The sequence below is a fragment of the Chryseobacterium phocaeense genome, from assembly GCF_900169075.1.
In the GTDB taxonomy this organism is placed as follows: Bacteria; Bacteroidota; Bacteroidia; order Flavobacteriales; family Weeksellaceae; genus Chryseobacterium; species Chryseobacterium phocaeense.
Genome location: NZ_LT827015.1, coordinates 2304026 through 2330773, shown reverse-complemented (window position 1 = coordinate 2330773; position 26748 = coordinate 2304026). Strand labels below are relative to the sequence as shown.

16 protein-coding genes are annotated in these 26748 nt (G+C 44.1%); 2 read left to right on the top strand and 14 right to left on the bottom strand.

Features of this window, described 5'->3' with window-relative positions:
• Positions 1-10 precede the first annotated feature (10 nt).
• The 7 genes from B7E04_RS17300 to B7E04_RS17270 form a co-directional block, all read right to left on the bottom strand.
• Complete coding sequence (locus B7E04_RS17300) at positions 11-10909, bottom strand: LysM peptidoglycan-binding domain-containing protein (protein ID WP_080779756.1); 10899 nt, start codon at positions 10907-10909, stop codon at positions 11-13.
• Between the two features lie 17 nt (positions 10910-10926).
• Positions 10927-12291 (bottom strand): exonuclease/endonuclease/phosphatase family protein, encoded by a 1365-nt coding sequence (locus tag B7E04_RS17295; RefSeq protein WP_080779754.1) that lies wholly within the window; start codon positions 12289-12291, stop codon positions 10927-10929.
• A 32-nt stretch (positions 12292-12323) separates the two neighbouring features.
• Positions 12324-15980, bottom strand: coding sequence for a hypothetical protein (locus B7E04_RS17290; RefSeq protein WP_080779753.1), 3657 nt, complete (start codon positions 15978-15980; stop codon positions 12324-12326).
• A gap of 40 nt (positions 15981-16020) precedes the next feature.
• Entirely contained in the window at positions 16021-16446 is a 426-nt protein-coding gene (locus B7E04_RS17285) for a hypothetical protein (RefSeq protein WP_131797246.1), read from the bottom strand.
• Positions 16409-16759 (bottom strand): hypothetical protein, encoded by a 351-nt coding sequence (locus B7E04_RS17280; RefSeq protein WP_080779751.1) that lies wholly within the window; start codon positions 16757-16759, stop codon positions 16409-16411. The genes B7E04_RS17285 and B7E04_RS17280 overlap by 38 nt, the downstream gene beginning before the upstream one ends.
• Positions 16760-17245: 486 nt before the next feature.
• On the bottom strand, positions 17246-17560 hold the full coding sequence (locus tag B7E04_RS17275) for a hypothetical protein (protein WP_080779748.1): 315 nt from the start codon (positions 17558-17560) through the stop codon (positions 17246-17248).
• A gap of 20 nt (positions 17561-17580) precedes the next feature.
• Complete coding sequence (locus tag B7E04_RS17270) at positions 17581-18375, bottom strand: SDR family oxidoreductase (RefSeq protein WP_080779746.1); 795 nt, start codon at positions 18373-18375, stop codon at positions 17581-17583.
• Between the two features lie 125 nt (positions 18376-18500).
• On the opposite strand from B7E04_RS17270, the gene B7E04_RS17265 reads away from it, so the two are divergent.
• Positions 18501-18866 carry a winged helix-turn-helix transcriptional regulator gene (locus B7E04_RS17265; RefSeq protein WP_080779744.1) on the top strand — a complete coding sequence of 122 codons (366 nt, stop codon included), beginning with the start codon at positions 18501-18503 and terminating at the stop codon, positions 18864-18866.
• A 22-nt stretch (positions 18867-18888) separates the two neighbouring features.
• Here B7E04_RS17265 and B7E04_RS17260 read toward each other — a convergent pair whose 3' ends face one another.
• Genes B7E04_RS17260 through B7E04_RS17230 form a run of 7 tightly spaced genes read right to left on the bottom strand, consistent with a single transcriptional unit; the run spans position 18889 to position 25717 of the window.
• On the bottom strand, positions 18889-20013 hold the full coding sequence (locus B7E04_RS17260; protein WP_080779742.1) for an ABC transporter permease: 1125 nt from the start codon (positions 20011-20013) through the stop codon (positions 18889-18891).
• Positions 20010-21116 (bottom strand): ABC transporter permease, encoded by a 1107-nt coding sequence (locus tag B7E04_RS17255; RefSeq protein ID WP_080779740.1) that lies wholly within the window; start codon positions 21114-21116, stop codon positions 20010-20012. Before B7E04_RS17255 ends, B7E04_RS17260 begins: the two co-directional genes overlap by 4 nt.
• 2 nt (positions 21117-21118) lie before the next feature.
• A complete protein-coding gene (locus B7E04_RS17250) occupies positions 21119-21862 on the bottom strand; it encodes an ABC transporter ATP-binding protein (RefSeq protein ID WP_080779739.1) in 744 nt (247 codons plus the stop codon).
• Positions 21852-22802, bottom strand: a complete 951-nt coding sequence (locus tag B7E04_RS17245; protein ID WP_080779737.1) for an ABC transporter ATP-binding protein — start codon at positions 22800-22802, stop codon at positions 21852-21854. The genes B7E04_RS17250 and B7E04_RS17245 overlap by 11 nt, the downstream gene beginning before the upstream one ends.
• 8 nt (positions 22803-22810) lie before the next feature.
• Positions 22811-23746 carry an HlyD family secretion protein gene (locus tag B7E04_RS17240; protein WP_080779735.1) on the bottom strand — a complete coding sequence of 312 codons (936 nt, stop codon included), beginning with the start codon at positions 23744-23746 and terminating at the stop codon, positions 22811-22813.
• Positions 23747-23764: 18 nt separating this feature from the next.
• On the bottom strand, positions 23765-25033 hold the full coding sequence (locus B7E04_RS17235) for a TolC family protein (RefSeq protein ID WP_139785429.1): 1269 nt from the start codon (positions 25031-25033) through the stop codon (positions 23765-23767).
• Positions 25034-25084: 51 nt separating this feature from the next.
• Entirely contained in the window at positions 25085-25717 is a 633-nt protein-coding gene (locus B7E04_RS17230; protein ID WP_080779733.1) for a TetR/AcrR family transcriptional regulator, read from the bottom strand.
• Between the two features lie 587 nt (positions 25718-26304).
• Between B7E04_RS17230 and B7E04_RS17225 the strand changes: the two genes are divergently transcribed.
• Positions 26305-26715 carry a 5-fold beta-flower protein gene (locus tag B7E04_RS17225; protein ID WP_080779731.1) on the top strand — a complete coding sequence of 137 codons (411 nt, stop codon included), beginning with the start codon at positions 26305-26307 and terminating at the stop codon, positions 26713-26715.
• Positions 26716-26748 lie beyond the last annotated feature (33 nt).

Below are 26748 nucleotides of genomic sequence, written 5' to 3'. Positions count from 1 at the left end.
ATATTTCATATTACCCATTGATATCTGTAATATTTTTATAATATAATATCACATTCTTGAGCTCTATCAATGGCAGTTTACTTTCACTTAGAGACGAGAAAACAGCGATGTCGATCTGGAACCAGGCCCCGTTGCTGACCGGCTTGTGCTGGCTGTACCATGTTTTAAGGGTGTTGGCCAGACGGCAAACGAATGGATCGGAGTCACTGAAAGTAGGCTGGCATCCTCCGGCAGGAATCTCATAATCACCAGGTATTTCAAAGGTGAACGGAGCTGCAAGAAGCACCGGCAATTCTATGGCAGGCATCAGATCTCCTGATGTTGCCAGCAGAGGATAATTCCATGATACACTGAGTTTCACCAGTTGCTCTGCGAGTTCGTCATAGGTGAAGAACGTGCTGAAGAAATTGGCTAATTGCTGTGCAAGCGGCAGGTTCAGTCCTGTATCATTATTAATCCTTGCAATATCAAAGCTATCATCGTTGCTGAGTAATGGGATCAGTTTATTGGAGAACCTGACTAAAGGAGTACGGTAAATAAAGTCGTTTACCGTAGGATTATCAGGTACGAGATCTTCGTTACGGATAACGGACAGGCCTGCCCATGCATACTGGAACTGTAACACGTTCAGCGCATCTACATTGACGTTTCGGGACGGAATGTTGAAAGATTCTTCCCATGACAGATAGGTGTTGTCAGCAGCCTGATACCAATACGCATCAGGAATAGGCGTACCTTTCTTATCGGTGGCATTCACTTTTGTGTAGTTATCAATGGTCACGTAAGGTGTTTGCGGCAGTTCCACTTCCAGCACAGGTCTGGTGCCCCGGTGTAAGAGCAGTTCATTGGAAGACAAATCCACGGCAGGTACAATGGTCACCAGCAGACGGTTGTCGAAATCGGTATCATCGGTCTGGCGAATAATGAAATCATAAGCACGGGCAGTCGCATTACTGCTTGGGTTGCCGAAAAGCAGACTGTTAAATTCGCTCCAGGCAATCGAAAGGTTATTGGTCAGCGTTACCATGGTTTGTAGTGCGTAATAAGCATTGGCCAGATTAGGATCGCTGCTGTCTGATTGAGCATTAATCAGTTTCAGATAACGGTTGAAGTCATCCAGTACCTGTGGCCACACAGTTACAAATTGCGCCAGGTCGCTGAAAAGGTCGCGGGAAGGTGCTCCGGACATTTTTGCGGAAGGATTCGGAATCATGTTGAACTCAATATCAGAGAATATCTTATCCTGTGCAGCCTGGTCTTCGGTATATGAATAAGTAAAATCCCATTCAGATGCTTTGGCCAGACGTATTTTTGTGGTATCGCCTTCCACAGATACACCTTTGCCGGTTTGTGTAGTCAGCGTTGGCGGGGTAGGATAGTTACGCAATACTACCGGTATATCTACGTTGCCTAGGCTTTGTTGCAGGGATGAGACAGCAGGCGCTGCATTAGACGTGCTGCTGCTATTGTTGCTTACATCAGCAGGAATAATAAAGGTAAGCCAGTTCGAACCCTGATAGCCGTTGATTCCTGCTACTTCACTGATGTCACATTCCACATGCGTTATCACATAGGTCATATCCAGGTCTACGCTGGTAAATTCCTTCGCATTTTTAGTGGTAAAGCTGAAGGTAAGGAAAGAATTGGTATCAACCGCATCCTTTTCATTCAGCTGTATCTTGGAGGTGGAAATGCTATATTCTTTCGCTTCTCCATCTGTTTTGTTACCGATCACCGGTGTACCGTACAGACGTGGCGGTGTCTGATAGCTGCCGGATGCGGTAAAGTCTGATTCAGCGGTTACTTCAAATTGTACCAAAGCGTTTACGGTGTAGGCATTGCCCAGCTGGTTGAGCAATTGCTGCTCGAATTTCTCTTTCGCATTACCCAGGCTGGTATTGTCGCCTGATGCAGATGAAACATAGGGGGCCGTAAGGATAGGCTCTACCTCGGAAGCAATGGCTCCGGCCAGAGTGGTTTTTGCATTGGTAATGGCCTGCAGGTAAGTTGTGGCATCAATGCCCTGTGCTTCCAGCCATGCTTTTTCGTCATCTGATTTCAACTGATCTACGAGGAAAGCAGGGATGGCATAGTCTGCACTCAGGAATACATCAATGGCATTCAGTGACTGGGCACCCCAATTATCCATATCTATACTGGTAAAGGTTTGTACTTCACCCTGGCTGCAATCCAGACCCTGGCCGGTGATATACCTGCACATAGGCACACCACTTTTGGAAATAAGACTTGTCGCAAGTGGCTTAGGGGCATAGAATACGGCATTCAGTAAGCTGTACGTATAGATATTGATTCGATACAGGTTAAACTGTTCTGTTGTCAATTGTTGCTGCAATGCAGTGTCAAACAGATCTCTGCTGTCATAGAAGGTATCAACCAAAGTATTGATTGCAGTGGTAACATCAGTCGGTACACTGTCTGCTGTCAGTTGTGCAATAGAGTCAGCCGTCAGCTGGTAAGTACCCGCCTGGTTGACCTGCCAGTAAATACCCTGGCCGGATTTTAAGCCCATGCGTACAACAAATACAGCTTGATTATTGACACCTCCTGCTGTTGCTGCATTCGTACCGATGGCAATCTTAAGTTCATAATTATCAACGCTTAAGAAGGCGGCTTCAAACAAGGCCGCAAATTCATTCAGGCTGTATTGCGGATCAGTACCGTCCTGTGCTGTTGTGGACATTGTTTTAGGTTTCACCTGCATAAGAGCTTGTGTCACCAAAGTGCTGTCTTTAAAATCCGTGTTCACATAGTTCAGGTCCCGGTAAAAATCAAGGTTTACAGTGAGCTGTAATATGGAATGGGTGTCAATATCTGCTACATTAACTGGGCTGGTAAGTGGATTCATTACCGGAGCAGTAGCCTGATTGCCCTGGCTGCGTGCAGATAAATAGGTATAAATATCTTTTACAAACTGCAGTAACTGGTTGAACTGGTCACCCGACAGATCGGAGGCTTTTCCAGGCGTAAGCGATGTACTCAGGGTAACGGTCAGGGTATTCTTACCGTCTACCGGATTTAACTGGGTCAGTTGATAATAAATATTGGTGTAGGTCAGCAGGTCATTGGCAGCATTTTGCTTCCAGTCTTGCTGCTGATCCGCCGGTACATCCGGTAGCTCGTTATAGCGTTGTGTATTGAAGTTGAATTCCAGTTTCAGTTCCGGCTGATTATCGGTACCGAGGTCAAATAAATAGCTCAGTTCCACACTTGGCCATTTACCCAATCCTTTCAGTTCATCCACATAACCTGTCTGGATAGGAGGATTGTTGACCGGTGCAGAAGGATCCAGTTGCGGATCACTGAATGGAGTAACGGTTACATTGCCGTAATAGTCCACCCAGTCAAAATGAACCTGTACCGGATGACCGATACCACGGTAAGGGTTGTCGTCTTCCTGCGGATAGCCGGCCGGATAGCTCATAAAAGGATTAGATTTGGCAAATTTGGCAATAGGAACTACCTGGTTGTAATACCAGATCAGGTCGTCTTCTCCGCTGCCGTCTGTTTTACCCAGCACATCATCCTGCGTCTGTGGTTTGGCTGGTCCTGCAGGCAGGCCAACGATACTTTCTGTGAACCAGGTATTTTCTACAAGCTGGTAGCTGAGCAGGTTATACATATTGTTGAGGTATACTTCGGCATAATCAGGATCCGTTACTTTAGGCTGTTGGTCAGGATCAGGATTAGGATTTGTACGGTTTAAGTCAAAGCCTGCGGTGCCTTGCTGTACGGCCGTCACTTTATGCAGGATCTGATCATTAATGGTAAGAGTGGTAGGGTTCACAAAGATGTTCACGACATCCCTTGCAGCCCATGCCATGGCAGCCATATCTATAAAGTAATAGGATGCAATGGTTTCGAAGGTAATACCTGCTTTACCGCCGATGGTATATTGTACCTGAGGTAACAATATGAGTTGCCAAAGCGGAAGGTTATTCCAATCGCTGATGCCGGAGTTGAGCTGCTGTATGGCCGCTGCATCCACTCCATAATATTCTGCAATAGAAGCCAGCGTGTTACCAGGTACCGCAATTCCTACTTCATATATCAATCCGTTAAAGGTGATAACAGGTGCAGGATATTGTGAAGGATCAGTTGCATCGGCTTTGGTATTAAGGGTTAATTTTTTATTCAGCTCCACCAGTTCAGCCGGCAGTATGTTAAAGCGGGTGGTAATAGCATCGATGGTATCATCCGGAGTGCTCACAATGTATGATAATCCCTGCTGCATTTCACTTTGTGCATAAACTACGCAGGAGTTGGCATCAATCTTATCACCGGTTACCGCACAGGTCATATAATCCGTTGGCTTGTTATCATACTGGCTGCTGTAGGTTACCAGCAGGCGTACATTGGCTGTATCGCCTTTACCAAACACACTGGAAGGGAAACCGTTGTTGCCTTCGGTTTCGTTGTACATCAGGTAATAACCACCGGAGCGTGTAATACTGCATTCCCATAGCAAACGTATGAAATCGTAGATACTGTTCAGTACACCAGTGGCGGGCGCTGCTTCAGCTTCTCCTCGTGCTGCCATTTTCAGCGTAGCAGTATCAGGATTGGTTTCAGTAGACAGGTTGGCTTGTACAATAAATGTTTTCATGTGCTCCATTCCAACAGACAATAATCCGTCTGAGCCTTCATACAGCCATTGTATATCAACAATCTTATCTGTGTTATTGTTGGCTGATTTTGGATCTAATGCCAGCAACAGTCTTTGCAGGATCGTTGCATCTGCTTCGCTTGCCCCCAGAAGTTCATAGCTGTAGGCGTTTACTGCGGATGTAGAATCAGTATCGAGAAGTTTAAGCTCTATATCTACCATCGTACTCCATCCGTAGTAAGAGGATGGCCAATAATCCATCACTCCTTTAGCTGCATCATATTGCCCTATCTGGATACTGAACGCAGAACCCTCTTCCTTAGGCAATGCCAGCTGGTTGAGCAATCCTGAAGGGAACTGCCAGATCAGTGGAGAGACATTGCTTTGATCACCAACAGAACCATAAGGTAGATTCAGCGCTCCGGATGTCTGCCATTTCGTGGTAGTCTGGAAAGTATACTGTACTGCCTGCAGATTGAAAGGCTGCATAGGGGCAAGCTCCAGAATATCTGGCGTTATACCTTTTTCCTGTGCATAGGTAAGCAGGGTATTGACCTGGCTAATATCATCCGTAGTCAGTTGCACATCAAGCGTGTTACCACCTTCTTCCTTCATTGTTTTTCCATTGAACTGCAGCCAGCTTAATGAATTGTTGATAAGCTGTATCGAGAAGTCGGCAGGTATCGTAGCCGGAAGCGCAAATTCCTGGCCGGTCAATGCATAGAGTGCACAATTGGATCCGGTACAAGGCGAACCGGCGGAAAGGGTAAGACCCGGCAGGGTAGTAGGCAGGCGCATACCGTGTAATTGGTAACGTGATACCATACCGGATAACTGTCCATAAGACTTATTATCTGCGAAGTATTCCAGAATGCTGCCTACGGTAAGGTATTGCAGACCCGGAATATTGGCATTGGTATATCCTTCGCCGTCGTAGAAGAATTTGTCCTGCTGCTGGTTGGCATAATTGGTTGCCAGGATGGCAGCTGTGGTATTGTATTGCTGTGCCAGCGTATCCAGCGTGTCAGCCTGAGCTGCATCCGTAAACGTAGCGGTAGTGTGTACAAAAGGCTGAACCAGTACCTGACCCAGCGGCTGCACCTGTTGCGCCTGTACCTGTGCATTGTCTGCAAGGTTCTGCGGGGTAACTACAGTACCTGTTAATGTCGAAATAGCTGTGGCCATGCTTGTAAGCGTATCGCCCGGTACAATGGTGTATTGGATATTGTTGTATTCGAAGCTGTTACCGGCGATAAACAAACCTGGTGTTATCTGGTTCTGCATCAACAAGGCGCTGACATCAATATTTTTATACACATCCGTGCTTATGCTGTTAAACGTATCTTCGTTTTTGGCCGTATAAATAGCCGCACCAATAATCAGCCAGCTGCCCGCTGCAAGTACAGCTGTATCCTGGAAGCTGGTATCAGCGGCAAGATCGTTTACCGTTGTATTTAATCCGGCAGCTACGGAATTGATGGTGTCGGTGGCCTGTACATTGTAGGAATTTCCTTTATAGGTAACGGTTTGTGGTGCCAGTAATCCCGGTATAGCTGCATTTTCTGTAATCAGCATGGTTGCTGTGATGGCATATAGTGCAGCCACAGAAGTGAAGGTATCACCTTCTGCAATATCGTACATGACACCGGTGATCATTACCGGATTATTACCGGTGAGCGGATGGGTCTGATTTGCCGTAGCGATGTCCTGCACATTAACCTTATTAGCTGTTCCGTCTACACTGATTCCATTCGCCCAGTTGACCATAGCAGACAAGCTGTTGCCATTGCTGAGACGGTACGTGAAATTATCCATGGCATCAGATGCATAACGTGCCAGTTGCTTGCCTAACAGAACAAAATAATCTTCAAATACAAAAGTAGACATGCTCCATTGCTGCGGATCAGCCGCCGTTGCAAATCTGGCTGCTGTAGCTGTTTCTTCCTGAACTTTTACGGCAAGTTCATTGAACCATTCTTTTACAGCCGACAGGTATTCCTGCGTAGCCATATTATAGTTATTGAACTGAATATCCAATGCAATATCAGGCACTTTCAGTTCAAGGTCAAAGAACATAGGGAAGATAGCCGCTGCAGGCAGGTTGTCCTGTAAAAGCTGAACATTGACTGCCTGGAAGCTGTTTTGAAGGAAGCTGAGCAGATCGTCGGTAGGTATAGGGAAAGGATTATTTTCGCTGGACAGGAAGGCGATCAGCGCATCCAGGTCCGCTTTTGAAATACCTTCCGTATCCACTTCTGCACGGGCCGATTGTGACGGAGTATGATCAATATAGTTCAATACTAACCAACGGAAGAAATCAGAGCATAAATATTCAAAAGAAGTGGTAGTCCCACTGCCATCGCCCGAAGGGTCAGGTGCATCAATGAACAGGGTGGCTACATACTGTGCGGTCTGGTCTTTCAGGTTACCGTTTTCAGGTCCGGCTACAGTTAAATGCGGCACAAAATACATATTCAGTGTAGGCAGAGTGTCTTCAGAAGTTGCATTCAATACAGAACTGTAGTTCAAAGGCATGTGTGGCGAACGGCGCATTACCATTTGGTCCGGCCAGATTTTCTCTGTTGCTTCAAATGTGTCAATGGTTGCAAATTCAACAGGCATAGCACCATCAAGCGGTGTTGCTCTACGGGCCGGTGCAATCCGTACAGTGGCCGCAGGTACAGATAACCGGGCTGCAGCATGTGGAGCTCCAAGATTGTTGTTCCACGGTGCTTTGGCGGTCTGGTCTGTACCAATCGTGAGATCAAAGCGGATTTTGGCGGTAAACGTAAAGTGGATGGTAATAGAGAAGATCCCCAGGTTCAGTTTAGCCGAAACCCTGACATCCACTGAAGCTACAATAGCCAGCGGTATTTTATTATAGGCTTCAAACGTGGCCTGTGCATATACCATAACAGTAATATTAACACTTGCCGATATAATTCCGAAGTCTATAGAACCATAGAGCTTACCAATGATCCCGATGGTACCCTGCAGATAATAATAATAGGAAGTTTCTACCTGTTCTTTATTGCTTTCCTGTAAGGCGCCACTGTAAGGATAGTAGGCGGCTATCACCCCTTCGATGATCCCAAACATGGTCACACTGAAGCCGGCATTGAGGATACCGTAATTCACGCTATAACCCACACCCACCTGCAGCCCGATACCAAATACAATTACCGGATTAAAGTTTCCGTAATTGGTTTTAGGGACTTTATTGGTCGTAGCACTGCTAAGTTTCCCGAAATAGAAACCGCCCGAACCCATAGCCGGAATACCGGGAGGCACAATAGCCTGCACCGTGAACGAACGGGAGAAATCCATATTATAAGGGAAACCGATATCCACTATGAAATCACCATTCGTATAGATTTCAATACCAATGGACGGAAGGGTAATATTAACAGCCCCAAACTGCAGATAGCGCAGGGCATTAGGAAGAGTAAGATCCATTTGATAGACCCCGATGGAGTCTGAGATCTTTTTATACATGATCTCAAAATCCAGGCCTTCAAATATTTTGGCTTTGCCGCCTGCCATGGCAATGCGGAGGCCATACAGGTTAGGATCATTAAATACAGCCTGCATATCCAAAGTCCATACCGGCTTATCTTTAGTCCCTGCATTCAGTATACCAAAGTTGGTAGCGATGAGCCAGTTACTGTCTTCGTTGAATTTCAGCAAGCTGTTACCTGAACCCGGTCCTATAGGAACAGTACCAGGTTTAGGCTCGGTAAAGGCTTCCTGCATGGCTTTTGTTACGTCTTTGATGGAATTATATTGCGCAGGATTCACCAATTCTACATGCTGACCCATGGCCAGCAGACGCAGGTCGAAATATTGGTTGCCTTGTCCCGGTACCTCCGGCATTTTCTGAATATCCTGTCCGCCGGTTGAAGGTTTGAACAGGTTACTGTCATTGATAGCTGGCACAACGGAATTACCATCAAAAGTGATGAATACCCCTTTTTCGGTTTTGGTAAGGTTGATGCCGTTGATATTAATAAAGACAAGGTTAAGGGTTTTAGGAAGTTTGTAAGTAACCTTAATGTCTTTGGTATCGAGGTTGTAAGTAACCGAGAAACCGTCCAGACTTATTTTGTTAAGGATATCCCATGGAGCATCGAGTTCGAATGTCGGGTTGAACAGCATTTTCATGAAAGAAGTGATCAGTCCGCCCAAGGTCCAGTTTTTAATGGAGAAAACAATGGTACGGCTTTGTCCGCTTACATCATACATGGCGGTAAAACCTTCCCATGTAATGGCGAGCTGCTGGTTGTTTTCTGAGAAATTATAGCTGATGCCTACCGTGGCATTGAAGTAGTCCAGGGTTACGCTGCCCAATACACCGCCGGAATATTTTCCGGTGGCAGCATCATTGCTTGCGGCTTCATATTTCAGCCAGAGATTGGCAATGATATTGATTTTCTGGTCGATAATAGGGAAGGTGAATATCCATTGCAGCCCTCCTTTTACTTCGTAACTGCTTTTGCCTGTTCCACTTGGAATCGTAGCATTCAGTGAAAATTGGGTGATGTTTAAGCTGTCAGGCAGGAAGCTGGTGGGCAGGCTGATGGTCTGAAATAATTGCTTGATAAGTTCACCCAGATTCAAATTACTGCCTTCAGGCATAGCCAGGCTTAGGTCCCATCCGTCAGATGAATTGTAATTCACATCCGTATTGAGCTGCAGGCTGCCAATGGCAAATAATCCCGATACCTGGGCTGTAAATATACTCGGACCGGAACCGCTTGCGGGTGAAGAAGAAGTAAGGCGTAAAGTACCATCAGTTACCGAAACATTGGTGATGAAATTGATGTCAATATTGGCATTGGCATAAAACTCATAGTATTTGCTGTTGATGTCCATATTGATACCGAAAGCGGTAAATTCAACCAGCAATAAATTTTGCGGGATATTAATAGCTCCTCCCGTAATAGCCGATAATAAATTGTTAAATGTAACCGATCCGGTAAAGGCAGCAGAAAGCGTAAGATCTGAAGTGATTTCCACATCGAAACCACCCACAAATATAGTGGGGAAGAAGTTGACTCTGGCACTGAAGTATAAACTTTGAGAATTGGTAGTTCCAGGGCCAACGATGACCCAGTTCACATCGAACTGTTCAATGACGAAATTGTCGAAAAGCGTCCATGCGCCGTTCGACCCTACATAAGCTGATACGCTGGTTATGCTTAGTCCGTTGCTGAAATCCAGAGAGGTATTAAAACCTTTAAAAGCAATACTGTTGAGGTATTGCTGTAAAGTAGGCGGGATAGTCTGAAACCAGTTCTGCCCGGCCATCAGCCCAAATAAGCTGAGTGGGGTAAGTGGTTTATCCGGTTCGGCAGCTACATTCAGCAGAAAGGAGGAAGAACCTGATTCTACGGCTGCACTGAAATTCAGTACAATAGCATCGCCGGCGGCCAGTAACAGGCGGAAGTAGAGTATAGGTGTCTGTACTTTTTCCGTCTCACCTGCTGTTGGCATCAGTCCGTCATCTTCTTCATACTCCAGACGTAATGCATCTCCTTCGTCTTCCGGTTCTGTGGGAATGGTTTCTTCTTCTGTTTTGATCTGAAATCCAACGCCGGGATTGCTGACTTTCAGAAATCCTAATGATATAAGGGTAGCATCTACATTGACAAAAAGATCCATATCAGGATAAACGATATCTTCATTGTTAACCTGCGAAGGATCTATACTTCCTGCAAGGGCCAGCTGTGTGGATGAAGTCCAGGAAGTAAAGAAATTCACAACAGGCTGCAGCCATTTGGTCAGGGTAATAAGCGCTGCAAAGTTCTGGCCTTCTGTTAAGGAAATATTTTTCTGCCATTTGAAAGCAGTTACTTCCTGCGTACTGAAAATAAAGGAAGGTGAAGTGTAAGGAAGATTGTCAAATACCCCGCCTGTCATATACTGCCAGCTTGTGGCAAATGTCCAGTTGGAGAGATTGATCTGTATGGTAAACTGAACTTCATCCGCATCATTCGCTGTAACGGTCAGGGTGACGGAAGTATTGCTCTTTTCTACATTGAGTACGGCAGCCGTTGCGTTAGTGATCGTTAATGTATTTCCTACAGGCTCAGGTATAGAAGTACCTGAGACGTCGATCAACAGAAACGTATCGGCAGGCAGCTTGTAGCTTTTGGACAAAAGGTCGTCCAGCCCAGCCTGAGGGATCAGGTCCGAATCGGTAAAAGATGCTGCATTAATAGTAATGTTGTTATTATTGGCAGCGGCCTGGCTCCTGAAGGTAGCAGCTAATTTGGATAAGCTCATGATAAAATAATATTCGGTTAAACATCTACAATTAATCCCATATGGTCACTGGTACTCCTCACTCTGCGGTAATTGTTCCAGCCCACAAAAGTGGTCATAGCACCTATATTGCCTCTCACATAACCTCCATGCCCTGTAGGACCTGCAGGTGGAAGTGCTAAAGCAGAAGGTAAGCCTGCCGCAGGCATTCCTGCATTCAAAGCCATAGCAGAGTTGTATACCAGACTGCCGGTCGGTGCACCAACTATTGGCGGTGCATCCCGGTTGTACGTCGTGCCGGTCACCCTGTTCACGATGGTGATATTCGCAGCGGGGCCAACAGCTGTTCCTCCGCCGTAACGGGTCAGTACATTATCCACACTCGAAAAAGTATCCTGGATCACGTACTCGTAACCGGGATATCCATTGGTTTGCCATGGCCTTGCACTGTTGTGGGATCTGATCATGGTGCATACATAGCCTTTGTCCGGCCATATATTCTGGGTGGGGTTGATCTGGCGTGTATAACCACCGCCTCCGGGAAGATTTCCCAGCAGCCGGTCGTAAGCAATAGGCTCAAAATGGGTATTAAAAATATCCACGTTAAAGTCCCCGACTATGACTCCCACCTCATTGATAGCTAGATTTGTCGTCATTTCCTGGATATAGGAAAGCTGGTTGGTGCCATCGGCTGACTGCTGTTTTTTTGGAGAAGCATGAAAGGAAAGTAATTTAATGGTCTTTCCGCCTGCGGGGTCCCAGAATGTTGTTAAAAACGGAGTTCTGTTAAAAGCATTCGGAAAGCCAAGTACCGGAGCTACACCGCCAGCTGCAGGTCCGTGAAACTGCCATTGGCCGGCCAGATGACGATAGGGCACACCCGGATTAATAGTATTATTACCTGCAGGAGCATTACCCGGAGGTAACGCATTGATCCAGTCAATTCCATAATTAACCAGATTTCCTGCTCCTATATTGGCCACCGAATCGGAAGGATTGGCTCCGCCCTGCCAGCCCCAGGGACCAGTGAACTGTACATTGGCATGGTTATAAAATACAGAAATACCTTCCTGCACATTCCCTTGTCCCAATCTGAGCGGAGGAACAAGCCGCCAGTCATTCGGCGCGGGAAACCATGCTCTTAACTGCTGAAGGAGGAACAGGCTGCCTGCCTCGCCGCCTGCTGTGATCAGCGTGCCGGGAGTACCTGTACCTGTAGATGTTTCTACCACCACAAAAATATCGGGGGTATTCTGGATCAGTGTTGTACGGATAACTTCTCTTCTGTAACCGGCCTGTGGTGGAGGGATCGTAAAAGTTCCATCCCGTTTCCGTTTGGCTCTGGGTTCATTTATTTTATTGATTCCGAATTTTTCAATATTCCAATATAAGATGCGGGCCATAAGACATAGTTTTTAGGTTTATAGCAACAGGTTTATACATTTTTGTTATAGGCGGCATACCACCCCAGACTTTTAGCTGTAGCTCCCGGATCAGGATTACCGAACAATAAAAAGTCGGTATTACCACCCGGTGGCAGTTTCAATATACCCAGCAGTTTCAACGCTATATTGGACAAAGTGAGCAGATAGGATTGCTGGTCTGTTACATATTGCAGGCTCAGTTTGTCTATGGTAAGTTTCAATACTCCCTGTATGCTCAGCAGCTTGGCGTTGCTGGAAGTACCGGGAAGCTTGATGCCTACAAAGGCGTTATAGCCGGGAGAAGCGCTTTTAGAACCGGGACTCCATGCGATGAGCAGACTGGCATTAAAACCGGCACTGCTGGCTAACTCACCGGGCGAACCCATATTAAGGGTCATCTGTAATCCATACCAGTCACCTGCAAGTCCGGTAGCATTAATGCCTGGCAAGGCAAGCTTTAAATAACCCTGGCCTGACGGTGCCGAATCATCGTTTCCACTCAGCAGTTTATTGATCTGCAAAGCAAAATTGGGATAAAGACTGTTCGTTCTGGCATTGCTTTGTGATGAGTTGAATGCGATCTGCGAGGCATCAAAAGCATAGGTAGTTACCGTTGGCGTATTGAGATTAAAGGCCATGTTTACATACAGATTACTGTAATTAAGCCCCTGCTGAAGAGTATCATCCTTCAATGGGAGACCAAATGAAAAGGCATCCAGGGAATAAGCTGTACCGTCTTCAGTGGTTGCCTGAGTTATCATGGTATCGAAGTTGAGGTAGCCCCACATCGTAAACCTTGATTGTATGTCGAGTGCTGCGGGATCTGTAGTGAGTGTGTTGAACTGTATTTTGGTGATTTCTACATTGGTCAGCAGGTTACTGTCAAAGTAAAAAAGATTATCGTCCTTATTATCGAATACATAGACCGGGGTACCGTTGTGGTCCTGATAAGTACCGTTCAGTACTACCGTGTTCAAACTGTTTGAACCATACGGATTGTTGGTACCGGTCACTTTATCGGAGAACAGATTGTTCATGGTCAGCTGCAGCTTGCTGGCAAAGTCCTTGATGGCCGTATTTTCAAACAATACCTGTAGGAACAGTACTTTAAAGTCATAAGTAGCTCCTGCAGCAGGCTGTACGGGTTTATTCGGATTCAGCCCCTGGGCTATCTGCTGGGCATAAGCGGGATCCACATAATTGATCAGTCCAAACAGTGAGCTTACTGGATCCATGGTGATCACATCACTGGCATCTACCCGGTTTACTTCTATACCAAAGTGATGGGCATAGAAATTTTTGAGATTAATGCCACTGATCAGCCCTTTTAACTGCTGCGGGAATTCCTGTAAGTCGATTGTCGCTTTCAAAGCCAGGATTCCGTTCCAGTTGGGATCATTGATAATGTTGTGAAATTTCTGATAATATTCCAGCTGGCCGGAAGCGGGGTCTGCAACTGCTTTATTGTAAGCATCTTCAGCCTCTTCCAGGTAGGTCTGCAACCAGGATGACACTGCGACCAGCTGATTATAAGCAGCGGCAGGATCGGTATTGTTCTGATCAATATTAAATGCATTGGCCTGGGTCCATTCTTTGGGATTCTTCACCCTGTCGATAATGGTGCCTTTGCAGAATTTAAAGATCAATATATTATTATAATCAGCGTAGGTATTGTTGACGCCTACGTTCAAGTCAAATGGCCAGTCTTCAATAGACATTTTATTGTTGAATACAGGTTGACTGCTGGAACCGCCGCCGGGGGTATTCATAGTTGAAAACAGTTCGCCCAGATACTGATTGTTGGTCACTACCAGAAATTGCTGGTTGGTAAGAAAGGCGCTCTGCATTTGAGGCATCAGATTAATAAAGCTGAGCTGGTATTGCGGAGGTGTTGCCGGAACCTGTGATTCCGGGTTGAGGTATTCAGGCGGGCCGCTGTTTACAGTATTCTGTGCCAGGTTCAGCAGACTCCAGCCACCGTTGTTGTTCACATTGGCCACCAGACCCTGAGGGGTTGCCGAAGCGGTATACTCTGAAGCTCCTGCTTTGGCCATTGTTCTTCTGGCCTGGCTTTTACTGGCACGAGGTGTAGTGAAAGCTGCGGTTATCAATCCTTTTCTTTCGGCGCTGAGTACTTTGGATTCAAAGGTTCCGATGCCCTCGGCACTGGGTGGCGGTACAGGATTTACTCCGAGATAAGGTGCCATGGGCACTGCAAAACCATTGGTCTGCGGCATATCTACCGAAGGCTCATAAAAGCCGAGAAATCCTGTGATATTGTTGTCAGGTGATGCGATGCCGTGACCTTTGGCGAATAGAGATGCGCCTTGAGGCTGAGAGGCATATTGTACATTACCCGGTGTTGAGGCTATAATATTGGCCCATGCCGTCAGATAGGTACTGTCCAGCACCGGTTTATCGGTGCCGGGATTGGCCAGGGATACTTCCTGACCTGGAAAATTGGCTGCAAAAGCGGCCTGCTTTGAGGTAAAGCGTATGGTATCACCGGTAATGGAACCGGCGTTGTTTTCGTAGGGAGTAAATGAAATGACCTCTGTACCGGAGAGGCCGGGCAGTAAGCTGTACTGTCCGTTTTCATCGGCAAAGGCAGCCTGTGAGGCGCCGGGGTCAAGATAGAAATCACCCTCAGGCGACAGGTAATAGGGCTGGGTTCCAGCGGAATCGCGTGGAGATATGACAAAGCGTGCACTATGGTCTGTCGGAAATAAATTATTGACCGGTGCTCCGGAATCTACCATATCCACTGCAGGCCATAAGGTAAGGGGATAGCCGGTATTGATGGCATAATAACTGGGCAGGCTGGCTACTTTTGTCTGGCCGGTATTTGTATTGTAGATCTGGCCGGTAATGGCGAAATAGGTATTAAGTCCGTCGCTGTTGGCTATATCAAGAAGATCTATCTCAGTCTGGGTAATCAGAAAATCATTGGTACTGCCTGCTTTCAGTATGGGATAGGCAAAATAAGAAGGATTTGTGCTGTCACCATAGTAATAGTTGTTTTGCAGGCCGTATCCCTTAAAATCCAGGTTCATATTAAGACCCAGCAGGAAACGGAAGGAGCCCGTACCCGGGCCGCTGAAAGGAATGGTAATATCGCTTCTGAAAATAGAATTGGTACCCAGTGTCTTGTTCGCAAAGCTCATGTTGGGGTTTCCGGGTACCCAGATGAGGCGTAAGGCGTTTGGGGTATCATTATCGGGTTGGAGCTGCATCACCGTATTGTTTGTGATGGTAAGGGTGCCGAAGCCTTTACCGATGGTTACGCTGAACGGCTGTCCTACTACAAAAGGAGAGGTGGCCCCGAATTGTGCAAAATTAAGGACGGTTGTATTACCGGTGGAAGGTATCTGATCCGGATTGCTTAGCCATGCGGTCGTAAGGTTGGCAGTCACATTCTGCCGGAACTTGAGCAGGTAAGGCCGGTATTGTTCAACAAAGCCTTTTGCATCTGCGGGGGCTTTCGTAGCAAACACGAAGTACACCTGTTGTTTTGCAGCTACCTGCAGGCTGATGGTAGGGTCGGTATAGGTAGATCCATCCGGAAGCAATAAAGCGGTCCAATGTGGTCCTGCCTGATCATATACATAGAGCGCAGGATTTCCGGAATTTTCATTGCTGAATATGATCTCTGTTTCAGATTGTTCCATAAGAATAGTTATCGGTTCTCAAATGAGATAAAGTGAATGCTTAATCAGGGCAGAACAGCATAACAATAATGATAACATTCATAAGAGACAGATTCAGGGCTGTAATTTTCCTGCCGGCAAAGTTGCCTACTGCAACTACCTGTTGTCCCGGTTTCAGAGAATGTATACCATTGAAGGTTTCCGTGTTGTCCAGCCGGATAGTGTCGGTATCAGGTGCGCCGGTCAACACAATCATTGCTAAATTCGCCTGACTGGTATTGGTGATCGAACAGATACAGTCACTTCCGTTATTGGTTACTTTTTGGGTGTATTGATAGCGGGAAAGCGATACGGTATCAGCCTTAGACTTAGTCAAGCCCTGGCCCATTGCCAGGGTATGACCAAGAATAAGTAATAGAAAATTCAGAAAATGAAGTTTACTGCTGCACTTAGCTGGTTTGGCACTGAATAGAAGCCTCAGCATCATTTTGTACATTAGTGATGTTTGTAATTGTGACTGTTGAGCCTCCAAAATCACCAAAAGCAGTAACTACAATATTAGGAGAATTAGGTTTTAAAGAGTAAACTCCATCGAACGCTGGTCTTGAATTACCTGCGTCGTCTACAATAATACCGCTTCCTGGTGCGCCTGAAATAGCGAATTTCAGTACGTTGCTTCTGCTGGCGTTAGCAATGGTAATAGTAGAGTTTGTACCGTTTGCTGTGTTCCAGGTGCAAAATTGACCTGATTTAATGCTTGCCGTTCCGTTTTGGTTGATTACCGGGTTTTGTGATGACATAATTACTAGTTTTAAGGTTATAAAAAATATGTTTTGAAAAATGTAACATGAGTACAGAAAAGATATTTAATGATCTATACAGTACGGTTAAGGATTATTCTCCTTCATTTCCAAACCTGATTTTCCCTTATTTATGTTTCTGTAAAGACACAATAAGCCATGGTTTCTCGCCCTCTTTTATTTTTTCCACTGTTCATCTATGTAAAAAGCTTCATTAGAGGACAATTCAAAGTAAAGAAAATATAATAATACCCTGCTAAGTGAAAATACCGGAATTATGAATTAGGTATTTATACGTAGGTGGGAAATTGCAATGAAATTTTGAAGGATGGAGACTGTAACATGGTTGCTTATTATGTAAATTCTTACGTTACATTAACTATTTTCAGCAGGATAAAAAATAGAAAATAGAAAAACCGAAGCACAACAGGCTACGGCTGATAATATTTAAATTAAAACGCTGAAGTTCAAACTTCAGCGTTTTAATCAGATAATTTTCAGGGATTGAATATATCCATCAGTCAATTCAAAATGATATTTCAAAAAAACAGGACTGCCGGGAAATGTTCCTGAGATTTCTGCGGATAAAATATTTTCGTTTTCGTTGTATTCCAATAGTTTCATAACAGTTTTAAATTCATTATTGGCTTTGTCAATCCAGTTTTCGATTTCTTTTTTTCCGTTATGGGTTTTGCCTTCGTCAAATACTACGGCGTTTTCAGTGAAACAATCCGCATAAGCCTGGCTGTCAAATTCACTTTGTGCTTTCACTAATTTTGAGATGATGTCTGGTAAGTTCATTATACTATATTTAATGTTGATTATATGGTAGGTATAGTTCCGCCATCAATGACGAATTCTGTTCCTGTGAGATAGCCTGCCCTTGGAGATACAAGAAATCCTACAAGCTCCGCAACCTCTCTCGGTTGTGCAGGTCTTCCGGAAGGAATTCCTCCCAAAGCATCCATTACACTTTTTGCTGCCTGTTCTTTTGTGCTGTTGCTGCTTTCTGCAATCCTTTCCATCATTTTTTCAGACGCGGAAGTCATGATCCAGCCTGGTGAAACGGTTAAGACCCGAATGCCTTTCGGGGCAACTTCATTGGATAAACTTTTACTGTAATTTAAAAGTCCGGCTTTAGCAGCAGCATAAGGGAGGGTGCTGTCATACAAAGGTAATTTTGCCTGAATGGACGCAATGTGAATAATAACCCCGGTTTTTCTTTCAATCATTTGCGGTAAAAAACCTCGGTCCAAACGCACGGGAGATAACAAATTGGTTTGCAGAGACTGTATCCAGTCTTCATCGGTCAAAACTGTAAAACCACCACCCTTAGTTTCTGAACCTCCAAGATTATTAATTAAAATATCAAGTTTTCCAAATTTTTGCAGTGTTTTATCTATTACTTTCCGTGTTCCTTCTACTGTGCTAAGGTCAGCGGAAATAAAAACCTGATCAGGCTTTTCTTCGGCAGGCGGATTTCTGGCTGTAATGATAACGGTGGCTCCTGCTTCGGCTAAACGATCTGCAATTGCTTTTCCTGTCCCTTTCGTTCCTCCGGTTACCAGGGCAATTTTACCTTGCAGTTCGTTACTGAAATTAAATATATTTTCCATTGTTAGAATTCTTTGATACAAATTTCTGAAGTATCACGATTCTAAGCAATAACGGAAAATCGAATTGCATAGGGATAATTTTTTCCCCTATTGTACATTTTGGTGCATTGGGCTAAATTTGTTTTATGCATGAAAGAAAAATCCCTTTAAACTTAAACTGCGGCCTTGATCTTATTGGCGAAGTGCTTTACGGCAAATGGAAAATCCGCTTGCTATGGTTTATCAATGAAGGTCATCTGCGTCCAAGTGAATTGCAGCGGAAAATTCCTGATGCTTCGAGACGTGTTTTAAATATCCAGTTGAAAGAGCTGGAAGAGCACGAGCTGGTTTCAAAAAAGATCTATGCTCAGGTTCCTCCAAAAGTAGAATATGATCTCACAGATTTTGGTAAGACTTTGATTCCCTTGATTTCCGCTCTGGGGTATTGGGGTGATGAGCACGAAGAGAGGCTTAAAAGAGTAATATTAAAACGCATGGGAAAAGATCAATAGAAATAGAATGAACAGCATTGTTTTAATTTGTTTTCCTGTAATTGAAAATAGCCATTCCGTTCAGTAAAAATGCAAAACCGATCAGCCAGAATAATTCTGTTTTAACCTGACTAAATCCGCTTCCTTTTAAAACAATTAATCTTACCACGCTTATAAAGTGGGTAACGGGCGTGAAATTCGAAATAGTTTTCGCCCAATCCGGCATACTGTCGGTGCTCGTGAAAAATCCGCTCATCAGCATAAAAACCATCATAAAGAAAAAAGCAATAAACATGGCCTGCAGCTGCGTGTCCGCAAAAGTGGAAATCAAGAGACCCAAACCTAGCAATGCGACAAGATAAACCCCTGCAAACGCGTATAAAAGTAAAATACTTCCCTGAGGGTAAATCCCGTATACCACATACATCACGATCAATCCTACGGTAAAAACAATTATTCCGACAATCCAGAACGGAATAAGCTTACCCAGAATAAACTGCCATTTTTTAATAGGCGTTACATTGATCTGTTCAATGGTCCCGATTTCTTTTTCCTTAACGATATTCAGGGCCGTGATGAAACCGCCGATCAGTGTCAGCAGCAAGACCAGAATGCCCGGAACCATATAATATTTGTATTCTGCCCTCGGATTATACCAGTTGGAGGGTTCTACGGAAATAGCTGCTTTTGAAGGAGATGCACTACTTTTTACAGTTTTAAAATTAATATCCAGACTGCTGTTGAAATCTGCAATCACCGAAACCAGATAGCTGCTTCCCAGTGAAGATTTTGTCCCGTTAATAGCATCCACAGAAAGATTGAGCTTCTGGCTGCCTTCGCGGACCAGATTTTTTTCAAAGCCGGGAGGAATTTCCAAAACGAGATCCGCATCGGCGTCTTCAATCATTTTTAATCCTTTTTGGTAAGAATCGGGATTCCCGGTAATGATAAAGTATTCTGAAGAGGCGATCTTATGCATGAGCTGCCGTGAATAGGAGCTGTGATCATGATCCAGATAAGCGATATTGATGTTTTTTACTTCAAAATTAGCGGCCAGCGGCATAATAATCAGCTGGATGGTAGGCATGATGAACATCATCGCCAGGATGGTTTTGTCCCGGAAGATCTGGCGGAATTCTTTCTGTAAAATAAAGCCTAATGTTTTCATGATAACCTGATTTTAAATCTTTTCAATGCGATGGTCAGCAGCAGGGCAGACATTCCGGCCAGTACCAGTGTTTCTTTCCAGACATAGCTGAAACCAAGTCCTTTCAACATAATTGCTTTTACGATGGCATAATAATACCGGGAGGGTATCACATGAGACACCACACGGAAGATCCATGGCATATTTTCCAGCGGAAACATAAACCCGGTAAGCAGAAGGGTAGGCAGCATCATTCCCATCATGGATACCAGCATGGCAGTCTGCTGGGAATCTGTAGTATTGGAAATAAGCAATCCCAGTGAAAGACAGGTAATGATAAACAGGATGCTTTCTGCAAACAGTAAAATGAGGCTTCCTTTAATTTCCACATCCAGAAGGTATACGGACAGTAAAAGGATGATGATAAAATCAATCAGTGACAGAACCAGGTAAGGAATAGCCTTGGCGATTAATACCATAATAGGTTTGAACGGAGATACCAGAAGAATTTCCATGGTTCCTAGCTCTTTTTCCCGTACCACCGCTACGGATGTTAAGGCGGTACTGACGATCATAAATATCAGGGCAATAACACCGGGAATAAAATTAAGAGATCCGTTCTGCTCTTCATTATAAAGCTGCCGCAGCTCGGGAACAATCTGATAGGAAAACGGAGTATCCGGATTAAGCTCCTGCTGATATCGATTGATGATTGACGTTAAGTAACCGGTAGCAATCGTGGCTGTATTGGGATCGGAAGCATCGGCAATGATCTGGATTTTTGCTCCTCCCGGACGATACAGGTCCTCACCAAAGTTAGCCGGAAAAATGACCGCACATTTTATGCTTCCCCGTTTGAAACGGGTTTCAATGTCTTTGTAATTCAGAATAGATTTTTCAAGTTTAAAATAGGAGCTGGTGGATATTTTGTCTGTAATCTGCCGGGAATTGACATCATTGGAATTGTCCTGTATGGCAATCCCGATGTTTTTAACTTCACTGCTCAGGGCAAAGCCAAACAGGATAATCTGCACCACCGGAAGCCCGAACAGGATCAGCAAGGTCCTTCTGTCACGGAACACATGATAAAATTCTTTACGGATAAATGCCAGTAACTGTTTCATTGTTAATCGGATTGACGTTTTGCTTCTCTTGCTAACTGATAAAATACCTGATCCATGGAGCCGGCATTGAATTGTGCCTTTAAAGCTGCGGGAGTATCCATGGCTTCCACACGGCCGTCTACCATAATGCTGATACGGTTGCAGTATTCCGCTTCATCCATATAATGGGTCGTGACAAAAACGGTGATGCCCCCTGCGGCTGCTTCATAGATCATATCCCAGAACTGGCGCCTTGTCACCGGATCCACGCCACCTGTGGGTTCATCCAGAAAAACAATTTTCGGACGGTGAAAAACAGCCACTGAAAAAGCCAGTTTCTGTTTCCAGCCCAAAGGCAGTGAGCCCACCATTTTTTTTGCTTCTTTTTCCAGTCCAAGGCTTGAAACAAGCTCTGCACTTCTTGTTTTTATGTCAGACCGGGAAACTCCATACACCCCACCATAGAATTTAATGTTTTCCAAAACAGAAAGATTATCGTACAGAGAAAATTTCTGGCTCATATACCCGATGTTTTTCTTGATCTGTTCCTGCTGTTTATACACATTAAAGCCCGCAACAGAAGCTTCTCCCGATGTCGGATAGGAAAGCCCGCACAGGATTCTCATGGCCGTTGTTTTGCCCGCTCCGTTTGCTCCCAGGAACCCGAATATTTCACCCTGATCAACATCGAAGGTAATTTTGTCTACCGCTTTAAAATCACCAAACTGTTTGGTGAGGTCTTTACAGATGATCGCTTTATTTTCCATCGGTTGAATTATTTATTTGACTGGTACTATGCTGTTCCTGCATCAGGCGGATAAAAACATCCTCAATACCAGGGGTAATCCTATGAACTTCTAAATCCAGGGGATGGTATTTTTCTGCCATTCCCTTTACCTGGTCTTCCTGATTATCGTCTGAATTAAGGGTTAAATGGATAAATTCTCCAAAGGCATAGCAGCTTTCTGTTGCCGGATCGGTGCGTAAGTTTTGCAGCAACTGGTAGAGGTTTTGTGCTTTTACGGCAAACAGCGGCTTTGGAAATCGTTTTAAAATCTCATCAGGGGTATCAATCGACATTATTCTGCCATTCTGAATCAATGCGATCCGGTCACAGAGTTTGGCTTCATCCATATAAGGAGTAGAAACAATGATGGTGATCTGCTGCTGTTTCAGCTTATCCAGCATTTCCCAGAATTCTTTACGGGAAACCACATCCACGCCCGTTGTAGGTTCATCAAGGAATAATACATCCGGTTTGTGGATCAATGCACAACAAAGGGCAAGCTTTTGTTTCATCCCTCCGGAAAGTTTTCCTGCCCGGCGGTTGTTGAAAGGCTTGATCTGGTCATAAATATCTTTGATCAGATCATAATTCTCCTCAATGGTAGTCCCGAAAATAGTGGCAAAAAAATGAAGGTTTTCCTGTACGGTCAGATCCTGGTATAGAGAAAACTTTCCGGGCATATATCCCACTTTGTTGCGGATGGCCTGATACTCTTTAACAATATCATGCCCTTCAACGGTGGCGGTTCCCTGATCGGCAAGAAGCAGGGTAGTAAGGATCCGGAAAACAGAGGTTTTCCCGGCACCGTCCGGCCCGATCAATCCAAACAATTCGCCTTTCATTACTTCAAAAGAAACATCATCGACAGCTTTTACACCGTCATAAGTTTTGGTTATATTTTTTACGCTGACTGAGTTCATAAGGCAGTTTATTTGGACCAGATGGCTTCACCATACATTCCTATTTTCAGATAACCGTCATTTTTTACCTTGATTTTAACAGCATAAACGAGATTAGCTCTTTCATCTTTGGTCTGGATGGTTTTAGGTGAAAATTCCGATTTACCGGAAATCCATGTGATGGTTCCCGTATAGTTCCTGTACTGTTTCTCTCCCTGATCAATGCGTACTTTTACCTGTTGCCCCAGCCTGATCTGTGAAAGCTGGGTTCCGGTAATATACGCTTTCAGATCCAGCGTGCTGATATCTGCTATCTTATACAGCGGTTTTCCTATAACCTGCATTTCGCCCTGTAAGGCATAATTGACCAAAACAGTGCCTGGGACCGGGTTAACAATTTTTCCTTTATTGATCTGTTCCTGTATCTGTGCTGCATTTTTTTCCAGCGGACTTTTCTCACTTAAAATACTTCTGTTTTGGGTATTGATGGTATAAGTGTTTAGTTTCAGTTGCTGCCTGGTGACTTCGATCTGTTTTTTCTGCTGATCTATTGCCGCATTGATGTCGTCCAGCTGCTTCCGGGTGGCTGCATCTGCTTTGACCATATTTTGTGTTCTGGTACGCTCTCTCAGCTGCTGGGCCAGTTGTGATTCCTGTACTGCCAATTGACGGCGAACCAATTCTGACTGGTCATCTGAATCAACTGTTTTTTCTTTTAATGTAGCGATGCTGGCTTCTACCTGTTCTTTCTGCAATTCTACGGAACGGACATCCACTTGGCCGACCTGGGCTCCCGCCTTTAAATTTTGACCTTCCTGAACCGAATATGAAATGAGTTCACCGTTTTGTTGAGCTGAAACAATCACTTCATCTGCTTCAAAATTGCCGGAAGCATCAAAATCATCTTTTTGGGTGCAGGCGGTAAGCAGTAAAATCACAGTTAAAAATCCTATTGTTTTTTTCATTTTGTTTCTTTTTATAATTTAATTGCCCGATATAAATTTCTGATTGTACTGTGCCTGAAGCAACTGGATTTCGTGGAGAATCTTTGTCTGTCTGGACAAATGTTCTGCATTGACTTTCTGGATATATTCGTGGATGGTGATGACCCCGTTCTGCAATTGAGCATCAGCAGACCGGGTAACGGAAGATCTTGATGCTATGGCTTCGTCGTCCTGATGCATTAATTGGCTGTATTTCATAACCTCCTCATTCTGCCGGGCCAGATCCAGTTTTGAATTGAATAAAAATGTTTCCTTATCCGTATCTGCAATCTGCCGGTTCATATTCAGGATCGATTTTTTGTTTGAACGGGTGTAAAGGCTGTTTAATGACCAGGTAAATCGTATTCCTGTTATAAACCATGGACCGAATTTATTTTCAATAATATTCAGGGTAGGTCTCCCATATGCTCCCTGGAAAAAAGCATTTACCTGTGGTAGGTATTCAGATTTCAACTGTTTTTCCTGGACGTCATAGATCGATTTCTGCAGATCAAAAGATTTTATTTCCGGCCTGTTGATGGTATTTTCCACCGGTTCTGCTGCGGGAGTCTGCAGTTCCGTTGCATCAGATAATTCCTGACCAATGAACAGGGAAAGCATTTTAAGATAGGCAGACCTGTTGGCCTTATATTCCGTACCTGCCATTTCAATCGTCAGCACTTCGGCTTTCAGCTCATCCAGATTGCTTCTGAATGCAACACCGTTGGCCAGAGCAGCTTCTGTTTTCCGGACCTGGGTCTGGTAGCTGGCTTTGTTGAGCTCGTTTTGTTTCAGCTGGGCATCCATCAGTAATATCGAGAAAAACAGGGTATTGATCCTGCTGTTCAGAGTATAGAGACTGGCTTCAAGATTCTGCTCCTGCAGTTCTGTATTGGCTTTGATCAGTTCCTTCTGGTTTTTTGTACTCCCTCCATCATAGAGAAGCTGGCTGATTTCTCCCTGAATTTTATACTGATCTTTACTGATGGAAGGAAGCGAAATACCTCCAGGCAGTGCAGAAAGTGCATCAGGAAAACTGACGGTCTGTGACTGATAGGTAGCCTGTCCGGAAAAACTGACCTGCGGGAGGAATTTTTTATTCGCGTTCTGAATATCGAATTCGGCGGTTTTTGAGATAAGGTCCATTTTTTTAATGGCCGGATAGTTGGCTTTTGCCAGCCGGTAGCATTCTTCAATAGTTAAGGTCTGTCCGGCGGTACTTATGGTCATACATAAAAGACCAACCGTTAAAATCATTGTCTTAATCATTGTTTTTAATTTTATGATTTAATCATTTGATTAATCTATAGGCAAAAAAAATTATTCCGCCTGCATCATGGCTTTGATCCATACAGGAACCAAGGTTTTGCGTTTTTCCATCATCTCATTAAAAGCTGTTGCATTGGTTTCACTGGCACCCATTAACAAAGGTTTTGCGATGAAAGGGAAAACAATCAACCCCATGAGGTTCATTAAAAAGTGTAGCGGATTAGGCTCTTTTATTTTTCCTTCAGCGACTGCTTGCTGATGCTGCTTGAAAAAGACAGAATTCATCAGAACCTCTCTGATGGGAAGCTTGTTTAATAATAAAGCAGGATTGCTGCGGATTTCCGAAACAATAAAGGTCGGGATTTCCGGTTCCTCCGTAATCAGATCAATATACCTCGTGGCAATTTCTGAAACTTTATCATCAAGATTTGTTTTTTCATCGTTCAAAACAGTGATCATATTTCTGACAAATCCGGACAAGGTCTCGATCATAATGATTTCAAATAACTTCTGCTTGGACCTGAAATAATAATTCAGCAGGGCAAGATTAATCTCCGCTTCTTCAGCAATATCCCTGGTACGGGTGGCGGCAAATCCTTTTCTGTAAAAAACAATTCTGGCTGCTTCCTTTATCTTTTCTTCTGTTGAAAAATCTTTTTTACCCGAATCCTTTGCTTTTGCCATTGTGTTTTGTTTCTAGAGCAAATATATAACTTTTTTTTGATTTAATATATTGTTTTAATCATTTGATTAATTTTAGGATCTGTTAACTTTTATGTTAATTAAGTAAATAATAATGAAAATATAAGACACTACTTAGTGTTTTGTTTGTATATTTGTCCGGAATGGAAAAATCTGCAGAATATCGCTGCAACCTTACAATAAGAAAAAAAATCAAATAAGATTTTGAATATGATAGCACTAATAACCAAATTTTTTCTTTTAATGTTAAACCTGATTTCCGGCATTGGATCCCTGTTTTGGACTGCGGTTCCCAATCAACATGAACGGCCTCTTTTAAAAAAAACTGATTCTGTTCTGGTCGTAACCTCAGAAAAGCAAACACTTCATCAAAAGAATGCCGACTCATCCGTAAGTATTCTTTAAACTGACTTTCAGTGATAAGTTTAGAAAAATAATCCCTTTGCAGAAATATGTGAAGGGATTTTACCTGATAACAGAAGATCTTCAAAATCAGTAGTATTGCCGGTTAAGTTATAAATTCTTATTTTACCCTACCCAATTTCCGATCGTCTAAAAACTTAACAATCATGAAAAAAATACTGTTCACTGGCTTCCTTCTGCTGAACCTTTTCATTTTACAGGCACAAACTATAGAATCGTCCAGCCGCAGTACGACGGGCTATATCCAACCGGACGGAACTATTGAGAACAGCAGCCGTTCCACAGTCGGGTACATTAAATCAGACGGTACGATTGAGAATAAAAGCCGTTCTACCATCGGTTACATTAAAAGCGATGGAACGATAGAGAACAGCAGCCGCTCTACGGTAGGTTACGTTAAAGAAGACGGAACGGTGGAAAACAGCAGCCGATCAACTATTGGATACATTAAAGAAGATGGAACAGTAGAAAACAGCAGCCGGAGCACGATTGGTTATGCTAAAGGCATTAAGAAAGAGTGGGCTGCGGTGGTGTATTTCTTTTTTAAGCTGGATTGATGAGGTGAGAAGGTTGTTTTTTGTTTTTTTGTT

Bases quoted from the DNA above. Each gene is read 5' to 3' on its own strand.
- B7E04_RS17300 (WP_080779756.1), bottom strand. From the start codon at position 10,909: ATGAGCTTATCCAAATTAGCTGCTACCTTCAGGAGCCAGGCCGCTGCC.
- B7E04_RS17295 (WP_080779754.1), bottom strand. From the start codon at position 12,291: ATGGCCCGCATCTTATATTGGAATATTGAAAAATTCGGAATCAATAAA.
- B7E04_RS17290 (WP_080779753.1), bottom strand. From the start codon at position 15,980: ATGGAACAATCTGAAACAGAGATCATATTCAGCAATGAAAATTCCGGA.
- B7E04_RS17285 (WP_131797246.1), bottom strand. From the start codon at position 16,446: ATGATGCTGAGGCTTCTATTCAGTGCCAAACCAGCTAAGTGCAGCAGT.
- B7E04_RS17280 (WP_080779751.1), bottom strand. From the start codon at position 16,759: ATGTCATCACAAAACCCGGTAATCAACCAAAACGGAACGGCAAGCATT.
- B7E04_RS17275 (WP_080779748.1), bottom strand. From the start codon at position 17,560: ATGAACTTACCAGACATCATCTCAAAATTAGTGAAAGCACAAAGTGAA.
- B7E04_RS17270 (WP_080779746.1), bottom strand. From the start codon at position 18,375: ATGGAAAATATATTTAATTTCAGTAACGAACTGCAAGGTAAAATTGCC.
- B7E04_RS17265 (WP_080779744.1), top strand. From the start codon at position 18,501: ATGCATGAAAGAAAAATCCCTTTAAACTTAAACTGCGGCCTTGATCTT.
- B7E04_RS17260 (WP_080779742.1), bottom strand. From the start codon at position 20,013: ATGAAAACATTAGGCTTTATTTTACAGAAAGAATTCCGCCAGATCTTC.
- B7E04_RS17255 (WP_080779740.1), bottom strand. From the start codon at position 21,116: ATGAAACAGTTACTGGCATTTATCCGTAAAGAATTTTATCATGTGTTC.
- B7E04_RS17250 (WP_080779739.1), bottom strand. From the start codon at position 21,862: ATGGAAAATAAAGCGATCATCTGTAAAGACCTCACCAAACAGTTTGGT.
- B7E04_RS17245 (WP_080779737.1), bottom strand. From the start codon at position 22,802: ATGAACTCAGTCAGCGTAAAAAATATAACCAAAACTTATGACGGTGTA.
- B7E04_RS17240 (WP_080779735.1), bottom strand. From the start codon at position 23,746: ATGAAAAAAACAATAGGATTTTTAACTGTGATTTTACTGCTTACCGCC.
- B7E04_RS17235 (WP_139785429.1), bottom strand. From the start codon at position 25,033: ATGATTAAGACAATGATTTTAACGGTTGGTCTTTTATGTATGACCATA.
- B7E04_RS17230 (WP_080779733.1), bottom strand. From the start codon at position 25,717: ATGGCAAAAGCAAAGGATTCGGGTAAAAAAGATTTTTCAACAGAAGAA.
- B7E04_RS17225 (WP_080779731.1), top strand. From the start codon at position 26,305: ATGAAAAAAATACTGTTCACTGGCTTCCTTCTGCTGAACCTTTTCATT.